Origin of the sequence: Christiangramia aquimixticola (assembly GCF_048285835.1) — a bacterium.
GTDB lineage: Bacteria > Bacteroidota > Bacteroidia > Flavobacteriales > Flavobacteriaceae > Christiangramia > Christiangramia aquimixticola.
The window spans coordinates 475,633-492,303 of the sequence record NZ_JBLVTL010000002.1 but is presented as its reverse complement, the minus strand read 5'-3'; the positions used below and the strand labels follow the sequence as shown (position 1 = coordinate 492,303).

Annotated in this window: 20 protein-coding genes; 7 read left to right on the top strand and 13 right to left on the bottom strand. The window is 38.0% G+C overall.

What is annotated here, in order from left to right; genetic code table 11:
• Nucleotides 1-105 precede the first annotated feature (105 nt).
• The 4 genes from ACNKXV_RS05925 (at nucleotide 106) to nadD (ending at nucleotide 3,175) form a co-directional block, all read left to right on the top strand.
• A complete protein-coding gene (locus tag ACNKXV_RS05925) occupies nucleotides 106-1,074 on the top strand; it encodes a YheT family hydrolase (protein ID WP_417906781.1) in 969 nt (322 codons plus the stop codon).
• Between the two features lie 75 nt (nucleotides 1,075-1,149).
• Complete coding sequence (locus ACNKXV_RS05920) at nucleotides 1,150-2,007, top strand: YicC/YloC family endoribonuclease (protein WP_417906780.1); 858 nt, start codon at nucleotides 1,150-1,152, stop codon at nucleotides 2,005-2,007.
• A complete protein-coding gene (gene gmk / locus ACNKXV_RS05915; protein WP_417906779.1) occupies nucleotides 2,007-2,594 on the top strand; it encodes a guanylate kinase in 588 nt (195 codons plus the stop codon). The genes ACNKXV_RS05920 and gmk overlap by 1 nt, the downstream gene beginning before the upstream one ends.
• Complete coding sequence (nadD, locus tag ACNKXV_RS05910) at nucleotides 2,591-3,175, top strand: nicotinate (nicotinamide) nucleotide adenylyltransferase (protein ID WP_417906778.1); 585 nt, start codon at nucleotides 2,591-2,593, stop codon at nucleotides 3,173-3,175. Before gmk ends, nadD begins: the two co-directional genes overlap by 4 nt.
• A gap of 146 nt (nucleotides 3,176-3,321) precedes the next feature.
• Here the strand turns inward: nadD and lysM are convergent, their stop codons facing one another.
• Nucleotides 3,322-3,810 carry a peptidoglycan-binding protein LysM gene (gene lysM / locus ACNKXV_RS05905; protein WP_417906777.1) on the bottom strand — a complete coding sequence of 163 codons (489 nt, stop codon included), beginning with the start codon at nucleotides 3,808-3,810 and terminating at the stop codon, nucleotides 3,322-3,324.
• 355 nt (nucleotides 3,811-4,165) lie between these two features.
• Here lysM and ACNKXV_RS05900 point away from each other — a divergent pair, with 355 nt between their 5' ends.
• Both ACNKXV_RS05900 and ACNKXV_RS05895 read left to right on the top strand, forming a co-directional pair.
• Nucleotides 4,166-5,161, top strand: coding sequence for an NAD(P)H-dependent glycerol-3-phosphate dehydrogenase (locus ACNKXV_RS05900; protein WP_417906978.1), 996 nt, complete (start codon nucleotides 4,166-4,168; stop codon nucleotides 5,159-5,161).
• Nucleotides 5,162-5,286: 125 nt separating this feature from the next.
• Nucleotides 5,287-5,922: a hypothetical protein gene (locus ACNKXV_RS05895; RefSeq protein ID WP_417906776.1), complete on the top strand. Its 636-nt coding sequence runs from the start codon at nucleotides 5,287-5,289 to the stop codon at nucleotides 5,920-5,922.
• A 152-nt stretch (nucleotides 5,923-6,074) separates the two neighbouring features.
• Here ACNKXV_RS05895 and ACNKXV_RS05890 read toward each other — a convergent pair whose 3' ends face one another.
• The 5 genes from ACNKXV_RS05890 to ACNKXV_RS05870 all read right to left on the bottom strand — a co-directional run bounded on the left by ACNKXV_RS05890 (nucleotide 6,075) and on the right by ACNKXV_RS05870 (nucleotide 8,792).
• Nucleotides 6,075-6,470, bottom strand: coding sequence for a hypothetical protein (locus tag ACNKXV_RS05890; protein WP_417906775.1), 396 nt, complete (start codon nucleotides 6,468-6,470; stop codon nucleotides 6,075-6,077).
• A complete protein-coding gene (locus ACNKXV_RS05885) occupies nucleotides 6,467-6,643 on the bottom strand; it encodes a hypothetical protein (protein ID WP_417906774.1) in 177 nt (58 codons plus the stop codon). Before ACNKXV_RS05885 ends, ACNKXV_RS05890 begins: the two co-directional genes overlap by 4 nt.
• The gene (gene pheS, locus ACNKXV_RS05880; RefSeq protein ID WP_417906773.1) at nucleotides 6,643-7,662 is read right to left on the bottom strand and encodes a phenylalanine--tRNA ligase subunit alpha; all 1,020 of its coding nucleotides are present in this window, start codon (nucleotides 7,660-7,662) and stop codon (nucleotides 6,643-6,645) included. The genes ACNKXV_RS05885 and pheS overlap by 1 nt, the downstream gene beginning before the upstream one ends.
• 68 nt (nucleotides 7,663-7,730) lie before the next feature.
• Nucleotides 7,731-8,435, bottom strand: a complete 705-nt coding sequence (locus ACNKXV_RS05875; RefSeq protein WP_417906772.1) for a hypothetical protein — start codon at nucleotides 8,433-8,435, stop codon at nucleotides 7,731-7,733.
• Entirely contained in the window at nucleotides 8,436-8,792 is a 357-nt protein-coding gene (locus tag ACNKXV_RS05870) for a hypothetical protein (RefSeq protein WP_417906771.1), read from the bottom strand.
• A 46-nt stretch (nucleotides 8,793-8,838) separates the two neighbouring features.
• On the opposite strand from ACNKXV_RS05870, the gene ACNKXV_RS05865 reads away from it, so the two are divergent.
• Nucleotides 8,839-9,372 (top strand): CvpA family protein, encoded by a 534-nt coding sequence (locus tag ACNKXV_RS05865; RefSeq protein ID WP_417906770.1) that lies wholly within the window; start codon nucleotides 8,839-8,841, stop codon nucleotides 9,370-9,372.
• A gap of 56 nt (nucleotides 9,373-9,428) precedes the next feature.
• Here the strand turns inward: ACNKXV_RS05865 and ACNKXV_RS05860 are convergent, their stop codons facing one another.
• From ACNKXV_RS05860 to ACNKXV_RS05830, 7 genes are all read right to left on the bottom strand, one after another.
• Nucleotides 9,429-10,052, bottom strand: a complete 624-nt coding sequence (locus tag ACNKXV_RS05860) for a carbonic anhydrase family protein (RefSeq protein ID WP_417906769.1) — start codon at nucleotides 10,050-10,052, stop codon at nucleotides 9,429-9,431.
• 63 nt (nucleotides 10,053-10,115) lie between these two features.
• Nucleotides 10,116-11,684: a SulP family inorganic anion transporter gene (locus ACNKXV_RS05855; RefSeq protein WP_417906768.1), complete on the bottom strand. Its 1,569-nt coding sequence runs from the start codon at nucleotides 11,682-11,684 to the stop codon at nucleotides 10,116-10,118.
• 143 nt (nucleotides 11,685-11,827) lie between these two features.
• Nucleotides 11,828-12,115, bottom strand: coding sequence for a hypothetical protein (locus tag ACNKXV_RS05850; protein WP_417906767.1), 288 nt, complete (start codon nucleotides 12,113-12,115; stop codon nucleotides 11,828-11,830).
• Between the two features lie 76 nt (nucleotides 12,116-12,191).
• On the bottom strand, nucleotides 12,192-12,941 hold the full coding sequence (locus ACNKXV_RS05845; RefSeq protein ID WP_417906766.1) for a tetratricopeptide repeat protein: 750 nt from the start codon (nucleotides 12,939-12,941) through the stop codon (nucleotides 12,192-12,194).
• 2 nt (nucleotides 12,942-12,943) lie between these two features.
• Complete coding sequence (locus ACNKXV_RS05840) at nucleotides 12,944-14,701, bottom strand: BatD family protein (RefSeq protein ID WP_417906765.1); 1,758 nt, start codon at nucleotides 14,699-14,701, stop codon at nucleotides 12,944-12,946.
• A gap of 51 nt (nucleotides 14,702-14,752) precedes the next feature.
• Nucleotides 14,753-15,631, bottom strand: coding sequence for a tetratricopeptide repeat protein (locus ACNKXV_RS05835; protein ID WP_417906764.1), 879 nt, complete (start codon nucleotides 15,629-15,631; stop codon nucleotides 14,753-14,755).
• On the bottom strand, nucleotides 15,612-16,670 hold the full coding sequence (locus ACNKXV_RS05830) for a VWA domain-containing protein (RefSeq protein WP_417906763.1): 1,059 nt from the start codon (nucleotides 16,668-16,670) through the stop codon (nucleotides 15,612-15,614). Before ACNKXV_RS05830 ends, ACNKXV_RS05835 begins: the two co-directional genes overlap by 20 nt.
• Nucleotide 16,671 lies beyond the last annotated feature (1 nt).

Genomic DNA, 16,671 nt, shown 5'->3' with positions numbered 1-16,671 from the left:
ATTTCGAACTTTTTAGTATACATAACTTAAATTTGTTCAAAACTACCAATAAATATTATGCACGCATAGTAGTTTTTCCCTAAGTTTATATTAAAATTTGATTGCATGCCGGTAATTTCTTCTCAATACAAGCCTTCGGGAATTTTTAAAAATGCCGATGTTTCTACCATTTTTGCCGGGAAGCTGAGAAAAGTCGAACATTCTCCCTACAAAAGAGAGCGTATTCAAATTAGTGACGGAGATTTTATTGATCTGGACTGGAGTTCCTCGCCATCGGGTAACTCAAAGAACCTGATAGTTATTCTACATGGGCTGGCCGGCAGTACAGACAGGCCTTATATGCGTGGAATGGCCCGTGCTTTCAATAAGAATAACTGGGATGCCGTGGGCATGAATTTTAGAGGTTGCAGTGAAGAATTAAACCATCATTACCGGAGTTATCACGCTGGAGCAAGCGAAGATCTTGCAGAAGTTGTTTCGCATTTACTAACTAAACAAGACTATGATAAAATTGCACTGGTAGGTTTTAGCCTTGGCGGCAATATGTTGATGAAATATCTGGGTGAAAACCGAAGCAGACCAGGTAACTTAATTGGAGCAATAGGAGTATCGGTTCCATGTGATCTCGCCGGATCCCTGGGAGCAATAAACCGTAACCGCAATTTTCTTTATTCCAAGCGATTTGAGATCAACTTAAAACAACATTTACTGGCCAGAGCGGTTAAATTCCCTACCAAACTGGATAAAAAATTAGTGGCCTCGTGCAAATCTCTTCGGGATATTGATGAGTTATACACGTCGAAAGCTCACGGATTTAAAAATGCAGATGATTATTATCAAAAGAACAGTGCGATAAATTTTCTAGAGGACATCCAGATCCCTGTATTAATGATCAATGCTTTGAATGATAGTTTTTTGTCTCCGGGTTGCTACCCAACTAAAATTGCAACCGCCTCGAAATATCTACATTTAGAAACTCCCCGGCATGGCGGCCATGTAGGATTTGTAACAACATCAGATCTCTACTACCATGAGAAAAGAGCCGTGGAATTCATACAATCTTTAACGAACTAAGGCCCTATCCGTTGCTCATTCAATTGGAGATGCTATAGAATTGATTATCTTTGCGCAAGCATTTAAAATTCAGGCATGATCCAATCTATGACAGGCTTTGGGAAAAGCGTCACACAAATTCCTAACAAAAAAATCACTGTTGAGTTAAAATCTTTAAACAGCAAAAATTTTGACCTGAATGCCCGCATTCCCTCCCAATACCGGGAAAAAGAACTGGACCTTAGAAATATAATTTCCAATTCTTTAGGTCGCGGTAAAGTTGATCTTTCCATTTACGTTGAATATACCAGCGAACAAACTTCTACCAATGTGAATACAGAGGTAGTAAAGAATTATATGGAGCAATTAAAAAGGATTGTTGATGCCGGAGATTTGGAACTGCTTCAAATGGCAGTTAAAATGCCTGATGCTCTTAAAACGGAACGTGAAGAGATTGATGAAGAAGAATTCAGGATTATTGAAACTGCAGTGAACGGTGCACTTGTCGAGATCAATAATTTTAGAACAGATGAAGGTAAAGCTCTTGAAAAAGATCTGAAACTTCGAATTTCCAATATCCAGTCTCTGTTAGAAGAGATCATAAAAATGGATCCGGACAGAGTTGATGCAGTTAGAGAACGACTTAGAAAGGGAATTGAAGAGATCAAAGAGCAGGCAGATGAAAATCGCTTTGAACAGGAGATCGTTTATTATATCGAAAAATTTGATATCACTGAAGAAAAAGTAAGATTGGACAACCACCTGGACTACTTTAAAAAGACTTTAGACTCAGCCGATTCCAACGGAAGAAAACTGGCGTTTATCTCTCAGGAAATTGGTAGAGAGATCAATACTATTGGAAGTAAATCAAACCATGCTCCCATGCAACAACTGGTAGTACAAATGAAGGATGAACTGGAAAAGATTAAGGAACAAATTTTAAATGTACTGTAATGAGCGAAGGTAAACTTATAGTTTTTTCAGCGCCCTCCGGTTCAGGAAAAACCACCATTGTACGACATTTATTAAAGCATCCCGAACTTAAACTTGATTTCTCCATTTCGGCAACCTCCAGGGAGCCACGGGGAAATGAAGAAGACGGAAAAGATTACTACTTCCTCTCGCTTAAAGATTTTAAGCAGAAAATAAAAAATGAGGAATTCCTGGAATGGGAAGAAGTATACCGCGATAACTTCTACGGAACTTTAAAAAGTGAAGTTGAACGCATCTGGAAAAAAGGAAAGCACGTTATTTTTGATATAGATGTGGTGGGAGGACTTGATATTAAAAATATCTATCCCGATCGAACCCTGGCTGTTTTTGTAAAACCGCCGAGTATTGAGGAGTTGAAGATCCGTCTGAAAAAACGGAAGACAGAAAGCGACGATAAAATTAGCATGCGTGTTGCCAAAGCATCCATAGAACTGGCTACAGCTCCGCAATTTGATTTTGTAATTGAGAATAATCATTTGGGAACGGCTTTAAAAGAAGCATATAATCTTGTTTCCAATTATGTTGGTGCTGAAAAGCAGAAGGAATGAACAGGAAAGTAGGTTTATTTTTTGGTTCATTTAATCCCATCCATACCGGGCATCTTATCATTGCCAACCATATGGTGGAAAATTCAGACCTTGATGAGGTTTGGTTAATTGTAACTCCGCATAACCCGCTAAAAAAGAAGAGCACTCTCCTTGACAACCATCACAGACTTGAAATGGTTTACAAAGCCTGCGAGGGCTATGAAAAGCTTAAACCAAGTGATATCGAATTTGGGCTAAAGCAACCCAATTATACTGTTGATACCCTTGCTCATTTACAGGAAAAATATCCTACCAATGATTTTTGCCTCATAATGGGCGAAGACAATTTAAAGAGTTTGCATCGTTGGAAAAACTACGAGGTAATTCTGGAGCATCACGAAATATACGTGTATCCGCGAATAGCTTCAGGAAAAACATCTGAAGAATTTAAGGATCATGCAAAAATTGTGCGGGTGGATGCACCAATTGTAGAGATCTCAGCAACTTTTATAAGAAAGTCAATAGCCGAAAAGAAGAATGTTAGACCACTATTAGCGGCTAAAGTTTGGGAATATATTGATCTAATGAACTTTTACAAATAATAGAAATAAAGACTGTTTAAAGTTCTGTTTTGAATATTCTTGTTTGCTGATTGAACCTACTTTTTTCATGGTGGAACTACAAGCATAAGAACGTCGACTGCTCTCAGTTTAACATTCTCAAAAAGTTTAAACAGTCTTTTTAATTTCTATTTTTTATCTTCTTTGGGCGGGATTCTTAACACCTGCCCCGGGTATATTTTATCCGGATTATCCAGCATTGGTTTATTAGCTTCAAATATCAAAGGATATTGATTTGGATCTCCATAATGTTCTTTAGCGATCTTACTTAAAGTATCTCCCATTTCGACAGTATGAAAAACAGCTTCAGGTTCTTTGTTTTCTACATCCATTCGATCATCTACCTGTGAGATCCCTTCACTATTTCCCACTACAAGGATTATCTTCTCCCTCGTAGCCTGATCGAAAGCCATTCCTGAAACCACCGCCATATCATCTTCTATGTTGATCCTCAAATTTTCAGCCTTTAGATTTAAGTCCTGAATGGTCTCTTCAAGTTTTCGGGCAGCTCGTGCGTTTTCCTTTATTTCATCATCTGTTCCAACTTCTTTTGTCTTTGGTTTATCGATTCCAAAAATCTTTTTTCCTGCATCTTTTATAAACGAAAAAATTCCCATTAGCGTGATTTGTAGTTAGTTATTTAAATGTACAAAAGCGAATCAAGTTGAAGCCGAACAGACGTCCTAAAATTTTGCAAAAATTACAGGCATAAAAAAAACCGCTCCTTTCGAAACGGTTTTTTTCAACTAAATAACCAACCAAAAAAACTAAGACGTTCTATCCATTTTTTAAGCGGAAGGAACAAGTTTATAACGTGACATACACAGCTAAATTGTTTATACTCTTTCTCATATATGTTAAATTTTAGGGTGGGGAAATTTTATGTTATCCGCAATATTTTCAAGTAATCACTGCGTAAAACTTTCTTAACTTTTAAAAATGACTATTTTTGACGAAGAGAATGTAAAATTTATGGAAAACGCACCGAGTTTTGGAGTTATAGGTGGTGGTAGTTGGGCCACTGCAATTGTAAAAATGTTGTGTGAGAATTTGGAAACTGTGAACTGGTATATGCGAAGTGTATATGCTATTGAACATATTAAAAAACAGGATCACAATCCTAACTACCTGAGTTCTGTAGAGTTTGACAACAAACAGCTTAATTTAAGCAATGATATTAATGAAATTGTAAAAGCTTCAGATTATATCATTTTCGCAATCCCTTCGGCTTTTTTGAAAAGAGAACTGGATGCGCTTACCATTCCGCTTCATGATAAAATCGTTTTTTCAGCCATTAAAGGGATCGTTCCTGAAACCAGCTTAATTGTTGGAGAACATTTTAACGAGTATTTCGATGTCCCTATGGATAACATCGGGATCCTCACCGGCCCCTGTCATGCTGAAGAGGTTGCTCTTGAAAGACTTTCATATTTAACGGTTGCCTGCCAGGATGAAAAGAAAGCCGAGATTGTAGCCGGCTACCTTGGCAGTGATTATATCACCTGTAAAATAAGTGATGACGTTATTGGAGCTGAATATGCCGCCGTACTGAAAAACATATACGCCATCGCTGCGGGAATCGCCCATGGCCTTGGTTACGGTGATAACTTCCAGAGTGTATTGATGAGTAATGCCATTAGGGAGATGAAGAAATTCATCAAGAAGGTTCACAAGATGAAACGCAATATTAATGACAGTGCCTACCTGGGAGATCTTTTGGTAACCGGTTATTCTGTATTTAGCCGCAACAGGATGTTCGGAAATATGATAGGCAAGGGTTATACTGTAAAAAGTGCTCAAATGGAAATGAGCATGATCGCTGAGGGTTACTATGCTACTGAAAGTGCTTATAAGATCAATCTCGAGAAAAAAGCACGAACTCCTATTATTAATGCCGTCTACGCAATTCTATATGAAGGTAAAAATCCAAAAACTGTTTTTAGTAAATTAGCAGACAAACTGGATTAATTAAAGAATTTTCCTACATATATAGCTCAATTACCTGATAATTAAACATTTTAACGAAGTATAAAGTGTAGTTGTCGATAATTGTTATACTTTTATCAGACCAAATCAATCTTATTTAAAGTATCATGAAAAAGAACCTATTATTCTTGAGTCTTGGATTAGGACTTTTTTTAACCGGTTGCCAAACAGAACCAGTATCAGAAGAGTATAATCAAGAGAACATTTCTGCCGTTAAAACCGGTGAGAAAGGCGCTATTAACAGGATACACGAGCCTGTATTTATTGAAGGAATTCACGAACCTGTATTTTTAAAGAATGGGTTTGAAGACTGTGATCTGTTCCCGGAATACGATGGTCTAACAAGCCTAAACGTTATGAAAGGTCAATCATTTGACTTTAGCAAGAAAGTTGAACTTGAGAACTTACGTGTAGCAGGTGATTTGAATATTTGCGGGGAAATTCAAATTGAGAAAAATGCCGTGATCCGTAAGAACGGAGTAATGACTACTGTTGGTCTTATGGTAGTAGGGACAGAGGACTCTCCTAAGGATCTTGTAATTAACTATGGAGGTCACCTTAACATTAACGGTGTTTTAATCGTTACAGGAGATCTTATCCTTAATACCGGAGCAACGCTTGATTATATAAACGATGATCTTGAGCACAATTACCTTTGGGTAATGGGTGAAATAAGACAAGCCGAATATTCTTTCCTTAGAGGAACATACAATGTTTACACAGAAGATGAGCATTCTCACTAAGAGAAATTGTAAATAAGTTTAAAGGCTGGTTTCGACCGGCCTTTTTTTATGCATAATATCGCCAGATTTCATTGCTAAAAAGTTCTGAATTATTATATCATTAAAAAAGCCCCTGAAAAGTCAGGGGCTTTTTATTTTTTAAATATTTTATTTTATACAGCAAGTATCCCTTTTTTCGGGATTATTGGCAGCTCTTTAGCAGCGCTTTCCCGTATGGTATTGGGTTTGAAAAGAAAGGTTTTCTCCATCATGGTCGAATCCTGAAAGTAAGTTACTTTGAACTCGTTATTTAACTCAAGTACATCATCCTGCAGGTATTCTATCTTGGCAAAATTCTTAGCCGGCAGTACTTCGATCTTGTGTCGCATTAAAGAAGTCTCCCGCTTTTTGTCAAAACCTTTTGATACAATTAGTACGATCTCTAATGCAGAGGCAGTATTATTAATCAGGTAAACGTTCCATTCGTAAGCTTCAAATTCTTCGTTAAAAACCTTTACCGCTGCAACATGTACATCTTTGACTTCGGGTATAAGAATATCCTTTTTCAAAATTTCTCTTTTGCTTTTGATTTTAGCTTATTCCAGATATAATATAGAATTGCCGCAGTAACTGCCAGTAAAATTAGTCCTAATGTTATCTTTATCAATGCGATCACGAAAGTCACATAAATTATGATTCCAAGGATTATCGCTCCAATTATAAGGATCGCATTTCTATTCATTATAGTGCCGATTTAAACTGCTCCAGGAATCTTAGATCGTTCTCATAGAACATCCTGATATCCTCTATTTGATATAATAACATGGCAATCCTTTCAATTCCCATCCCGAATGCAAACCCGGAATATTCCTGAGGATCGATATTACAGTTTCTTAAAACGTTTGGATCTACCATCCCACATCCCATGATCTCCAGCCAACCGGTTCCTTTGGTGATACGGTAATCGGTTTCAGTTTCAAGCCCCCAGTATACATCTACTTCAGCACTTGGCTCGGTAAATGGAAAATATGAAGGTCTTAATCGAATTTTGGACTTCCCGAACAACTGTTTGGTAAAATACAGAATGGTTTGTTTCATGTCTGCAAACGAAACATCCTTGTCTATATACAACCCTTCCACCTGGTGGAAAATACAGTGTGATCTGGCTGAAATAGCTTCATTCCTAAAAACTCTTCCCGGAGAAATAGTTCTAATAGGCGGCTGATTTTCTTCCATATACCTAACCTGAACAGAAGAGGTATGCGTACGCAGTAAAATATCCGGATCTGTTTGAATAAAGAAGGTATCCTGCATGTCTCTGGCAGGGTGATATTCCGGAAGGTTAAGTGCCGTAAAGTTATGCCAGTCGTCTTCCATTTCAGGGCCTTCAGAAACATTGAAGCCTATATTGGAAAAGATCTCTGTAATTTGATTCTTTACAATGGAAATAGGATGTCTTGATCCAATTTCCACGGGCTCTGATGGTCTGGTAAGATCACCATACACCCCTTTTTCTTCCATACTGTTATCAAGGATCTCCTTTAAAGAATTCACCTTTTCCAGAGCTGAAGTCTTTAGCTCATTGATGGTTTGCCCAAATTCCTTTTTCTGCTCATTTGGAACATTCTTGAATTCTGCAAAGAAATCGTTTAAAATACCTTTTTTTCCAAGATATTTTATGCGGAAAGCTTCGATCTCATCTTTCGTCTTTGCATTAAAGTTTTCAACATCAGCAATATGTCCTTTAATCTTATCAATCATAGGTGATTTCTTTTCAGAAGCGCAAATTTAATAAAATTTAATCCTAATCCTCCCATGAAGAAGGCATATTAAGAATTATGTTCAGCAGAAGGTACTGAAGCAACTTCAGCCCGGTCCCGGTAAATAAAATCCATTAAAAAATAAACCGAAAATGCTCCGAAGCTGTGCCATAACCAGTGAGTTCCCATGGGCAACAAATAAAGAAAATTGTCCATTAGCCGGAAACTTATAGCAAACCCAAAGCACAGAAAAGCCAGAAAAACCAAACTCCAGTTTTTAGTGCTATTGGTGAAAAAATAGGTGATCACAGGAAGTAATAAGCCAAGGGCAGTTCCAATGTAACCTATGGAAGTTTTTAATCCAGGCCCCCATGGAATCATTCGTATTCCAAAAACAAGAAATAAAATAATCCCTATTAGCCAGTAACGTTTCGTTTTAGAAACTTCAACCTTAAAGGTGTAATAAATGGATACCGCAAGGCATAGAAAAATAATAGGCAACCAGTCCAGATACATCCAAAAATCGTGACTTCTCGTCGCATGATAAACTGTACCCCCAATAAAACCAAGAAATAACACCGGCAGACTCCAGGCCAGGAATTTTTGATTGTTATAATCTCTATAGACCCTAAGGGAAAAATAGACGATTATAATTAGAAAAAATATATTCGAAAAAGTATTGAAAGGCTCTACAGGCAACCGCCCTGCAAGGGTTTCCTGATAAATTGGCCCACTATCATTGGGGAATGAATCCGCTAACAGGAACGGGATCATTTATGAGATATATTCTTTTTCCATAAAATACTGCACTATGGCTTCTTTCATAAGCACAGACTGCTCACCCGCCTTAAGTGGCGGTAATTGCTCTTTTACCTTAAAGTGTGGCCAGCCATCATCATCATAAAAATCGAATTCATAATAGCCGTAAGGTTCGAGGACCGTACAAATAGCTACATGCATTAAATCCAGTTTATGATCCTTTTTATATTTCCTGTGAGGCTGTCCAATTTCCTGTACACCAATAAGATAAATTATAGCATCCAGATCCAGAGTATCCCCATCAGCAAACTGATTTGATAACTTCTTTTGGACCATTTCCCATCTCTCTTTTAATTGTTCATCTCTTGCCATGGGACAAAGATAATACCTAAGTTTTTATAATTATTATATTTGATTTATGAATACTGTAGACATTATCCTGAGTATTGTTTTAATTTATGGTCTGTTTCGTGGGCTTTTTCGCGGACTCCTCACTGAACTTGCTTCTCTTGTTGGAATATTCGCCGGAATCTACGGTGCAATTCATTTTTCCCATTTTATCGCCGATTTTCTTTCTAATTATGTGGATTGGAGGGTTCATTACGTAAACCTTATAAGTTTTGCAGTCACTTTTATTTTAATCCTGTTTCTGGTTTCGCTTTTAGGAAAGGTACTTACCAAAGTTGCCGCATTTGCTGCACTCGGAATTTTAAACAGATTGTTGGGAGGGGCTTTCGGCTTTGTAAAAGCAGCCTTTGTGGCCAGTGTGGTCATTATGTTCTTTGCCGCCACCAATGAGCACATTAGCATCGTTGAAGATGAGACTTTAGAAACCTCTGTTTTATTTGGTCCGGTGAAAAAAATCGCTCCCACCTTATTGCCTGAAATCATAAAGAAAGTCAAGGACAAGGAGCTTCTGAATGGTTCTGAAGAAGAACTAACCAGCATATAAATAAAAATCCGGAGAACTTTCGCTCCCCGGATTCTATACTATTATAATAGTAAGACTTACAACAAAGTAACCTTTCCGGTTTTAATTGAATAAACTCCTCCAACAATCTTAATCTCCCCGTTGTCTTCCATCTCCTTAAGGATCGGACTTTTTTCTCTTATACGGTTCATGGTCAACTTTACATTGTTCTCTACCACGTCTGCTACAAATGAATCATTTTTAGAGCTTCTCTCACCATCTGTTTCTGTAGCCTTTACAGCAGGCTTGATATTGCTAAGCAGGTGGGTGATATTCCCCAATTGCACATCATCACAAGCAGCTTTAACTGCACCACAAGCTTCATGGCCTAATACAAATACCAATTTACTTCCTGCTACTTTACAGGAATACTCCATACTACCCAAAATATCTTCATTTTCGAAGTTACCGGCAACACGTGCAGCAAAAATATCTCCTACTCCCTGATCGAAAATGGTTTCAACAGGAACCCGGGAATCGATACATCCTAAAACAACCGCTTTTGGCCATTGACCTCCGCTTGTTTTTTCAATCTGTGCAGAGTAATCACGTTGGTGCATCTTATTTTCAGTAAATCTCTTATTACCTTCCATAAGGTCATTTAAAACTGATTCTGCAGTTAACTGATCTTGCTTTTCTTTATTTACTATATCTGTAATCATAATGTAGATTTTTATGTATGGCTAAATTTCAGATTTCACAACCAATTATTATTTAGCCGGTTTTTAATTTAATTCTATAAATTGACGATAATTATCAGGATTTTCAACGGTGCCCCTTTCAGCAAATACCTTGATATTAATATTTTTCTCTTCAGCTTTAATTCTGAAATCATCAAGTATATCAACAATATCACTATCCAGATATCTGGTCTTTCTTACGTCCATCACCAGAAATGAATTCTCCTCTAATTTATTAAGTTCTTTTAAAATTGCACCTTTATTTATAAAAGTAACCTCTTCAGCAAGTGTCATCTTCACGATTTTCCCACCATTATCTGCTTTTTCAATGTGAAGGAAGTGAGAATTCTGGTAACTCTTAACCAGTATCACAAAGATTCCAACTACCAGTCCTAATCCAATACCAATTAACAGGTCACCAAATACAATCCCCAAAATGGTCACTATAAAAGGAACAAACTGTTTCCATCCCGCCTTGTACATATTAAAAAATAATGACGGTTTAGCCAGTTTGTAACCTACCAGAAATAAGATTGCGGCTAAAACTGAAAGCGGAATATAATTAAGGATATTAGGAATGATCACTACAGAGATTAATAAAAGAAAACCGTGAATGATCGCAGACATTTTAGTTTGCCCTCCAGATTGAACATTCGCAGAACTCCTAACAATTACCTGAGTTACTGGCAATCCACCAATTAAACCAGAGATCATGTTTCCGGTACCCTGTGCAAAAAGTTCCCTGTTAGTTGGGGTTGTTCTTTTATGAGGATCAAGTTTATCTATTGCTTCAACAGATAAAAGCGTCTCTAAACTCGCGACCAAAGCGATGGTAAAAGCCGTAATCCAAATCTCCGGGCTACCTATCATAGCAAAAGATGGGGTTGTAAATTGATCCATAAAGGAATCAAAACTATCCGGTACAGGTACATTTACAAGGTGATCTGCAGAAATTCGAAGCGTTTCAGAATCACGGGTTACGAGATAATAAATTATCCCTACAACCACAGCTACCAATGGCCCCTGGATTAATTTGAAAATTTTTCCTTTTTTTGAAAGTACAGCTTCCCATAAGATCAGGATAGCCATCCCGATTATTGCAATTAAAGTTGCTCCGGGGCTAATATTATTGATGGAATTAATGATCTCTGAAAAAGTATTCTCACCGTCTACCTGAAAGAAAGCCCAATCTCCCTGAGGGTCGCTTTCATATCCAAAAAAGTGAGGAATTTGCTTCAAAACGATTATAATCCCAATACCGGTAAGCATTCCTTTAATTACACTGTTAGGGAAATAGTAACCAATGATCCCGGCTTTTAGTAATCCAAAAACAATTTGAATTGCTCCCGCAAGTACCACGGCTAAAAGGAAATTTTCAAAACTTCCCAGGCTTGAAATTGCCACTAATACAATTGCAGCCAGTCCTGCTGCAGGTCCACTAACTCCCAGCGGCGCACCACTTATAGATCCAACTACAATACCTCCAACAATTCCCGCGATTAAACCAGAAAACAATGGGGCTCCACTAGCCAGAGCAATACCAAGACATAATGGAATTGCGACAAAAAACACGACAACACTTGCCGGAAAATCTTTATTTAAATGTTTAAACATACTACACAAATTAGTACAGGTATAATTTTAACCTGATTTATAATGATATAAATTGAGACCTATGGAAACAGGTCCTTTGAAATCCGTAAAAAACGGAACTACCTGAAATAAAGCTTTCAGATAAAAAAATTGAAAAATGTAGATTATGCCTTTGGAGGCGGGGAAAGTATGTCGAGAAACACCAAATAACAGTTCTCATGGTAATAATGAACATCTTCATTATGCTCTTTGAGAAAATGTATACTCTCGCAATTAGAGTGCAATTCCTCTAAGTTATATTCAAAACTTATCTGGTTTTTGGAAGAACTCTCCTCTTCGTTCACATCATAAGCCAAGGAGATATCGATATCCCTGTCTATTAAAGCCACCAGACTTGGGGTAAACAGAAAGCTTACAAAAATAAATGACAGTACGTAGGCGAATGTCTTCACGGCGGCAAAAGTAATAAATCAAGTTTAATTAAAAAGCCTAATTAATACTCAATCCTTAAAGGATCATAAAAGTTATTTATAGCTTTTTTAGTTCTGAAGTTTTCACCCAGCCCTGACCGCCGTTCGCAAGTTCAATTCGGGTCCATTCCTGAAAGTCTTCCAGCACCTTCGCCTTGGTGCCTTCATGTAAGTTAAAACCTGGTTCACCACGAAGGTTTGGTTCATCCCTCACCTCTATTTCCTCTTCAAAAATGATTGCAAACTTATTATTGGAAATGTAGGCCTTCCTTTGGAAAGCGAATATGATGGTAGCGATGCATATTAATAGACTTACTGCCGCCAGCCCTAAGAATATCCTTTTTCTAAGTGGAGCTCCTGCGAAATAATAAAGAAGAAAAAATATTACAAAAAGGACAGAAAAAACAACGGCATATACCGCCCATCCCGATGCACTATGTCCTGAGATCAAATCATTGAACCATTGTGAAATTCCGGTTCTTTCTATCTCTTCAATATCATCTATAGCCATATTTCTGGCAAATTCGATATTGTTTAAAATATCCTCATCCTCCGGGTCTAACTGTAAAGCTTTTTCATAATTATAGATACTTGGAGCCACCTGATTCATTTTATAATAGGCGTTTCCAAGATTGAAATAAAGCTCTGAAGAACTTTCTCCGTTAGCCAGAATCTCTTCATAAAGATCAATAGCTTTTTCATATTCAGCTTTTTGATAGGCCTGATTTGCCATGCTAAATAATTCTTCTGACTGGGAAAAACCAAGCACTGAAAAAAGCAGAATATATATAGTAACCAGTTTTTTCATCCTTATAATTGTTTATCCAGAGTTGAAATTACATTTACTGCCTTATCATAATCCTGATTCATGGTAACAGATGAAGCCGGGGTATATCGTGCAAACTCACAGCTCTCAAGCAGTGAAATAAATTCATTAGCAGTATCGTTATCCACATTTTTCTCCTGCAGCAAGGTTCGAATTCTATCCTTGCTCATTTCGCCTGTTTGTATTCCCAGTTTAGCCTTCAGGTAGTTGTGAAGCGATCTTTCCAAAGCAAGATAAAATTCCTTTTGATCACCTAAATTCTTCCGGGCATTAGAAAGATATTTTCTTGCCAGTTTATCAGCCTTTCTAATCCTGTTTCCATGAACATCACTATCCCTTTCCTCTTTCTTTTTCCCGAAGAATATAAACAATGGAATGGCTGCAAGCGGAAGTATTAACGCGCTCCAGAAACCTGCTGAACCAAAAAACCCTTTTTCATTAATTGGCTTTAAATCTGTCTTTAGTTTTATAAATCTGAACTGGTTCCCGTCAATGGACACGCTTTGTTTATTAACTCCGGAAAATCCTGAGGCTTCATTACCAGCCAAAGGACCTTTGTCCACTTCTATGATCATCTCGTCTGAAGTATGCGTGATATAGGTTTCACTTTTAGGATCAAAATAACTGAAGGAAAGTGCCGGAATTGGGTATTTCCCCTTTCTGGTGGGAACTATGGTGTAGGTATTGGAAATACTTCCCTGCATCCCGTTTAAATTGGTATTTACATTTTCCTTTCTTTCAGGATCATACATTTCAAGGGAGGATGGTGCGCTAAGCTCAGGAAGTTCGAATAATTTTAAATTCCCGTTCCCGCGAACCTCAACGATAGCCTGTAAACTTTCGCCTGCATTCAGCTGGTTTTTACTCGTAGTAACATTGAAATCAAATTTTCCAACAGCTCCCGTAAAATTTTCAGGTTTCCCATTAGGTAAGGCTTTGACATTAATCTTCTTATTCCCTGCCGCTACTGTTTTATTAACGGTTTTATAGATCCGGCTTCCAAAAATATCTCTTCTTTCGCTGGGGACATCTACCGCAATAGAAAGAGTAAGAGGTTCGATATTAAGTTCACCTGTTTTTTGGGGATAAAGTATGGTTTTACGTAAAATAACATAGCGGTAAGGCTCACCTCTGTATTCTCCGTTTTCTACTCTTAGCTGAGGGATATCGATACTCTGACTCCAGAAATCGTTGTATTTAGGACTATCCAGTTCCCGCCAGTTACTAACACTCACCCGCGGACTCACATATAATTTATAAACTACGGTAATCGCTTCATTGAGATAAGGGCTGGAATTGGAAACTTCGGCCACCAGATGAAGGTTATCTTCTGCCACGAGCTCAGCATTATTACCATCTGTAGGTTTATCTACAGCGGCTGTAACCTCCACCTCAATAGGAGAGGTTTTATATATTTTGTCGTCAATTAGAATTTCAGCCTGGCCTATGGTTAATTTCCCACGCTTTTTAGGCTGAAGATAAAAACTGTAAGTTTTTGAATAAGCCATTTTCCCGTTAAGGATACTTGTGCTTATTTTTTGATTTGGTCCGCCAACCACGGTGAACTCCTCAAAAGATGGTGCTCTGAAGTTATCTCCATCTTCATTCATTTCAAAATCCACCCTCAGCCGTTCATTGATCCCAAGTTTTTGCCGGCTTACCTCAGCTTCAAAACGCACCTGGGCCTGCACCAGGCTAACTGCAAACAATAAAAACCCAAAAACTAAATATTTCACTTTCATCTTTACTGCGCTACAATTTCTTTACCTATAATTTTAAGTCAGCATCACTGTCTACCAGTCTTTCTCCGACTTCGTTTTAACCCCTTTGGCCTTTTCTGCATTTATCTTATCCTGCACCTTTTTCTCTTCATTATTCATGGCTTCCAGCAGGTTCTGTATTTGTTGAGGAGATAATCTTCCGGGAACCGGTTTTTGCTTCTGTTCCTTGTCCTGTTCACCTTTTCCTTTATCCTCTTTCTTCTCATCGCCCTGCTCCTTGTCCTTATCTTCGTTCTGGTCGCCGTCCTTCTTATCCTTTTCGTTTTCTCCTTCATCCTTGGGCTTCTGATCCTCATTTTGATCGTCGCCACCTTCACCTTCGTTCTGCTTATCTTTTTGCTGATCTTTTTGATCTTTCTTATCCTTCTCGTCCTGCTTGTTCTGATCTTTATTCTGATCCTGTTGCTGCTTTTCCTTTTCCAGCATCTTCTTGGCCAGCGCCAGATTATAACGCGTCTCCTCATCTGTAGGATCATTACGCAATGCATCCTTGAAGGCGTTTACCGCTTCCTGATAATTCTTTTGTTGCATATGTGAATTACCAAGGTTGTGATATATACGGTGTTTTTCCGCTTTAGTTTCAGCAAGTTCTGCTGCCTCATCAAGCCGTTGTTTGGCGCTTAAAGTTTTTTCTTTTTCGTAATACAGGTTACCCATATTATATTTTGCCACCATGTTGGCTGGATCTTTCGCTATGGCTTTTCGATAAGCAGCTTCCGCCGCAGCAAAATTGTTATCGGCAAGCTCTTCCTGTGCTTCAGCTACATAAGCATTAGATTCTTCAGCAGCTTTTTTAGACTTTTCCTGGGCTATGACATTGCCAAGACCGCCAATTATAAAAATGGCAGTAGCTATAGCACGCACGTATTTATTACAAGTCTTTGTTATCATCTTTTTTATTGGATTCATTAAAAAGATTTAACCTTTTAAGCCAGTCTGTACTTCTTTCAAGTACAAAAATATCTAGAAAAAATAATGCCAAAGCTATTCCCAAAAACCACTGAAATTGAGATTTATAATCGGCGAATTGTTTAGCTTCAAATTCAGTCTTTTCAATATTTTGTAATTCTTCCTGAACTTTTCCCACGACCTCGCTTGTCACATTTCCTGAAATGTATGCCCCATTGGCATCTTTGGCGATCTCCTCCAGGGTAACTGAATTTAATCTGGTAATTACAGTTTCACCTTCTCTATCTTTTTTATAATTCTGAATTACTCCATTTCTTTTAATAGGGATAGGGCCTCCCTTCGCCGTTCCCACACCTATGGTGAAAATGCGAATTCCTTTTTCTGAAGCTATTTCAACGAGTTCTTCAACATTCCCTTCGTGATCTTCCCCATCACTAATAATGAATAAAACCCTGTTGGTTTGCTGGTCATCATCATAATAGGTGGTGGCAAGTTCTATAGCATCTCCTATGGCAGTTCCCTGCGAGGATATCATGTCTGTATTCAATGCCTGCAAAAACATTTTTGCTGCCGAATAGTCAGTGGTAATAGGAAGTTGCGGGAATGCACCACCGGCATAAGCTATGATCCCAACCCGGTCGCTTCCAAGACTATTCAGGATCTGGCTAACCAGCTGTTTTGATTTCTCAAGTCGGTTAGGAGCAATATCCTCTGCTTCCATACTCTTGGATACATCTATCGCAAAAACAATGTCTACACCCTCCCTTTTTACGGTTTCCATACGGGAACCTATTTTTGGGTTCACCAACGCAATAACCAAAGCTGAGATTCCCAGTAATAAAAGAATGAGCTTGATAACAGGTTTAGATCTCGATCGGTTAGGCGCGAGATATTTTAAAAGGGCAGCATCGGCAAATTTGTTGCGCGTCCTATTCTGCCAGAAGATAAGAATTAGAAAAAGCAGCAGGATCACCGGGATTACCAGTAACAACCAAAACCATATCTTTTCTTCTAATACCATA

Bases quoted from the DNA above. Each gene is read 5' to 3' on its own strand.
- ACNKXV_RS05860 (WP_417906769.1), bottom strand. From the start codon at position 10,052: ATGATTACAGATATAGTAAATAAAGAAAAGCAAGATCAGTTAACTGCA.
- ACNKXV_RS05900 (WP_417906978.1), top strand. From the start codon at position 4,166: ATGGAAAACGCACCGAGTTTTGGAGTTATAGGTGGTGGTAGTTGGGCC.
- ACNKXV_RS05875 (WP_417906772.1), bottom strand. From the start codon at position 8,435: ATGATCCCGTTCCTGTTAGCGGATTCATTCCCCAATGATAGTGGGCCA.
- nadD (WP_417906778.1), top strand. From the start codon at position 2,591: ATGAACAGGAAAGTAGGTTTATTTTTTGGTTCATTTAATCCCATCCAT.
- ACNKXV_RS05855 (WP_417906768.1), bottom strand. From the start codon at position 11,684: ATGTTTAAACATTTAAATAAAGATTTTCCGGCAAGTGTTGTCGTGTTT.
- ACNKXV_RS05840 (WP_417906765.1), bottom strand. From the start codon at position 14,701: ATGAAAGTGAAATATTTAGTTTTTGGGTTTTTATTGTTTGCAGTTAGC.
- ACNKXV_RS05920 (WP_417906780.1), top strand. From the start codon at position 1,150: ATGATCCAATCTATGACAGGCTTTGGGAAAAGCGTCACACAAATTCCT.
- ACNKXV_RS05830 (WP_417906763.1), bottom strand. From the start codon at position 16,670: ATGGTATTAGAAGAAAAGATATGGTTTTGGTTGTTACTGGTAATCCCG.
- ACNKXV_RS05845 (WP_417906766.1), bottom strand. From the start codon at position 12,941: ATGAAAAAACTGGTTACTATATATATTCTGCTTTTTTCAGTGCTTGGT.
- lysM (WP_417906777.1), bottom strand. From the start codon at position 3,810: ATGGGAATTTTTTCGTTTATAAAAGATGCAGGAAAAAAGATTTTTGGA.
- ACNKXV_RS05925 (WP_417906781.1), top strand. From the start codon at position 106: ATGCCGGTAATTTCTTCTCAATACAAGCCTTCGGGAATTTTTAAAAAT.
- ACNKXV_RS05870 (WP_417906771.1), bottom strand. From the start codon at position 8,792: ATGGCAAGAGATGAACAATTAAAAGAGAGATGGGAAATGGTCCAAAAG.
- gmk (WP_417906779.1), top strand. From the start codon at position 2,007: ATGAGCGAAGGTAAACTTATAGTTTTTTCAGCGCCCTCCGGTTCAGGA.
- ACNKXV_RS05835 (WP_417906764.1), bottom strand. From the start codon at position 15,631: ATGATAACAAAGACTTGTAATAAATACGTGCGTGCTATAGCTACTGCC.
- pheS (WP_417906773.1), bottom strand. From the start codon at position 7,662: ATGATTGATAAGATTAAAGGACATATTGCTGATGTTGAAAACTTTAAT.
- ACNKXV_RS05865 (WP_417906770.1), top strand. From the start codon at position 8,839: ATGAATACTGTAGACATTATCCTGAGTATTGTTTTAATTTATGGTCTG.
- ACNKXV_RS05895 (WP_417906776.1), top strand. From the start codon at position 5,287: ATGAAAAAGAACCTATTATTCTTGAGTCTTGGATTAGGACTTTTTTTA.
- ACNKXV_RS05885 (WP_417906774.1), bottom strand. From the start codon at position 6,643: ATGAATAGAAATGCGATCCTTATAATTGGAGCGATAATCCTTGGAATC.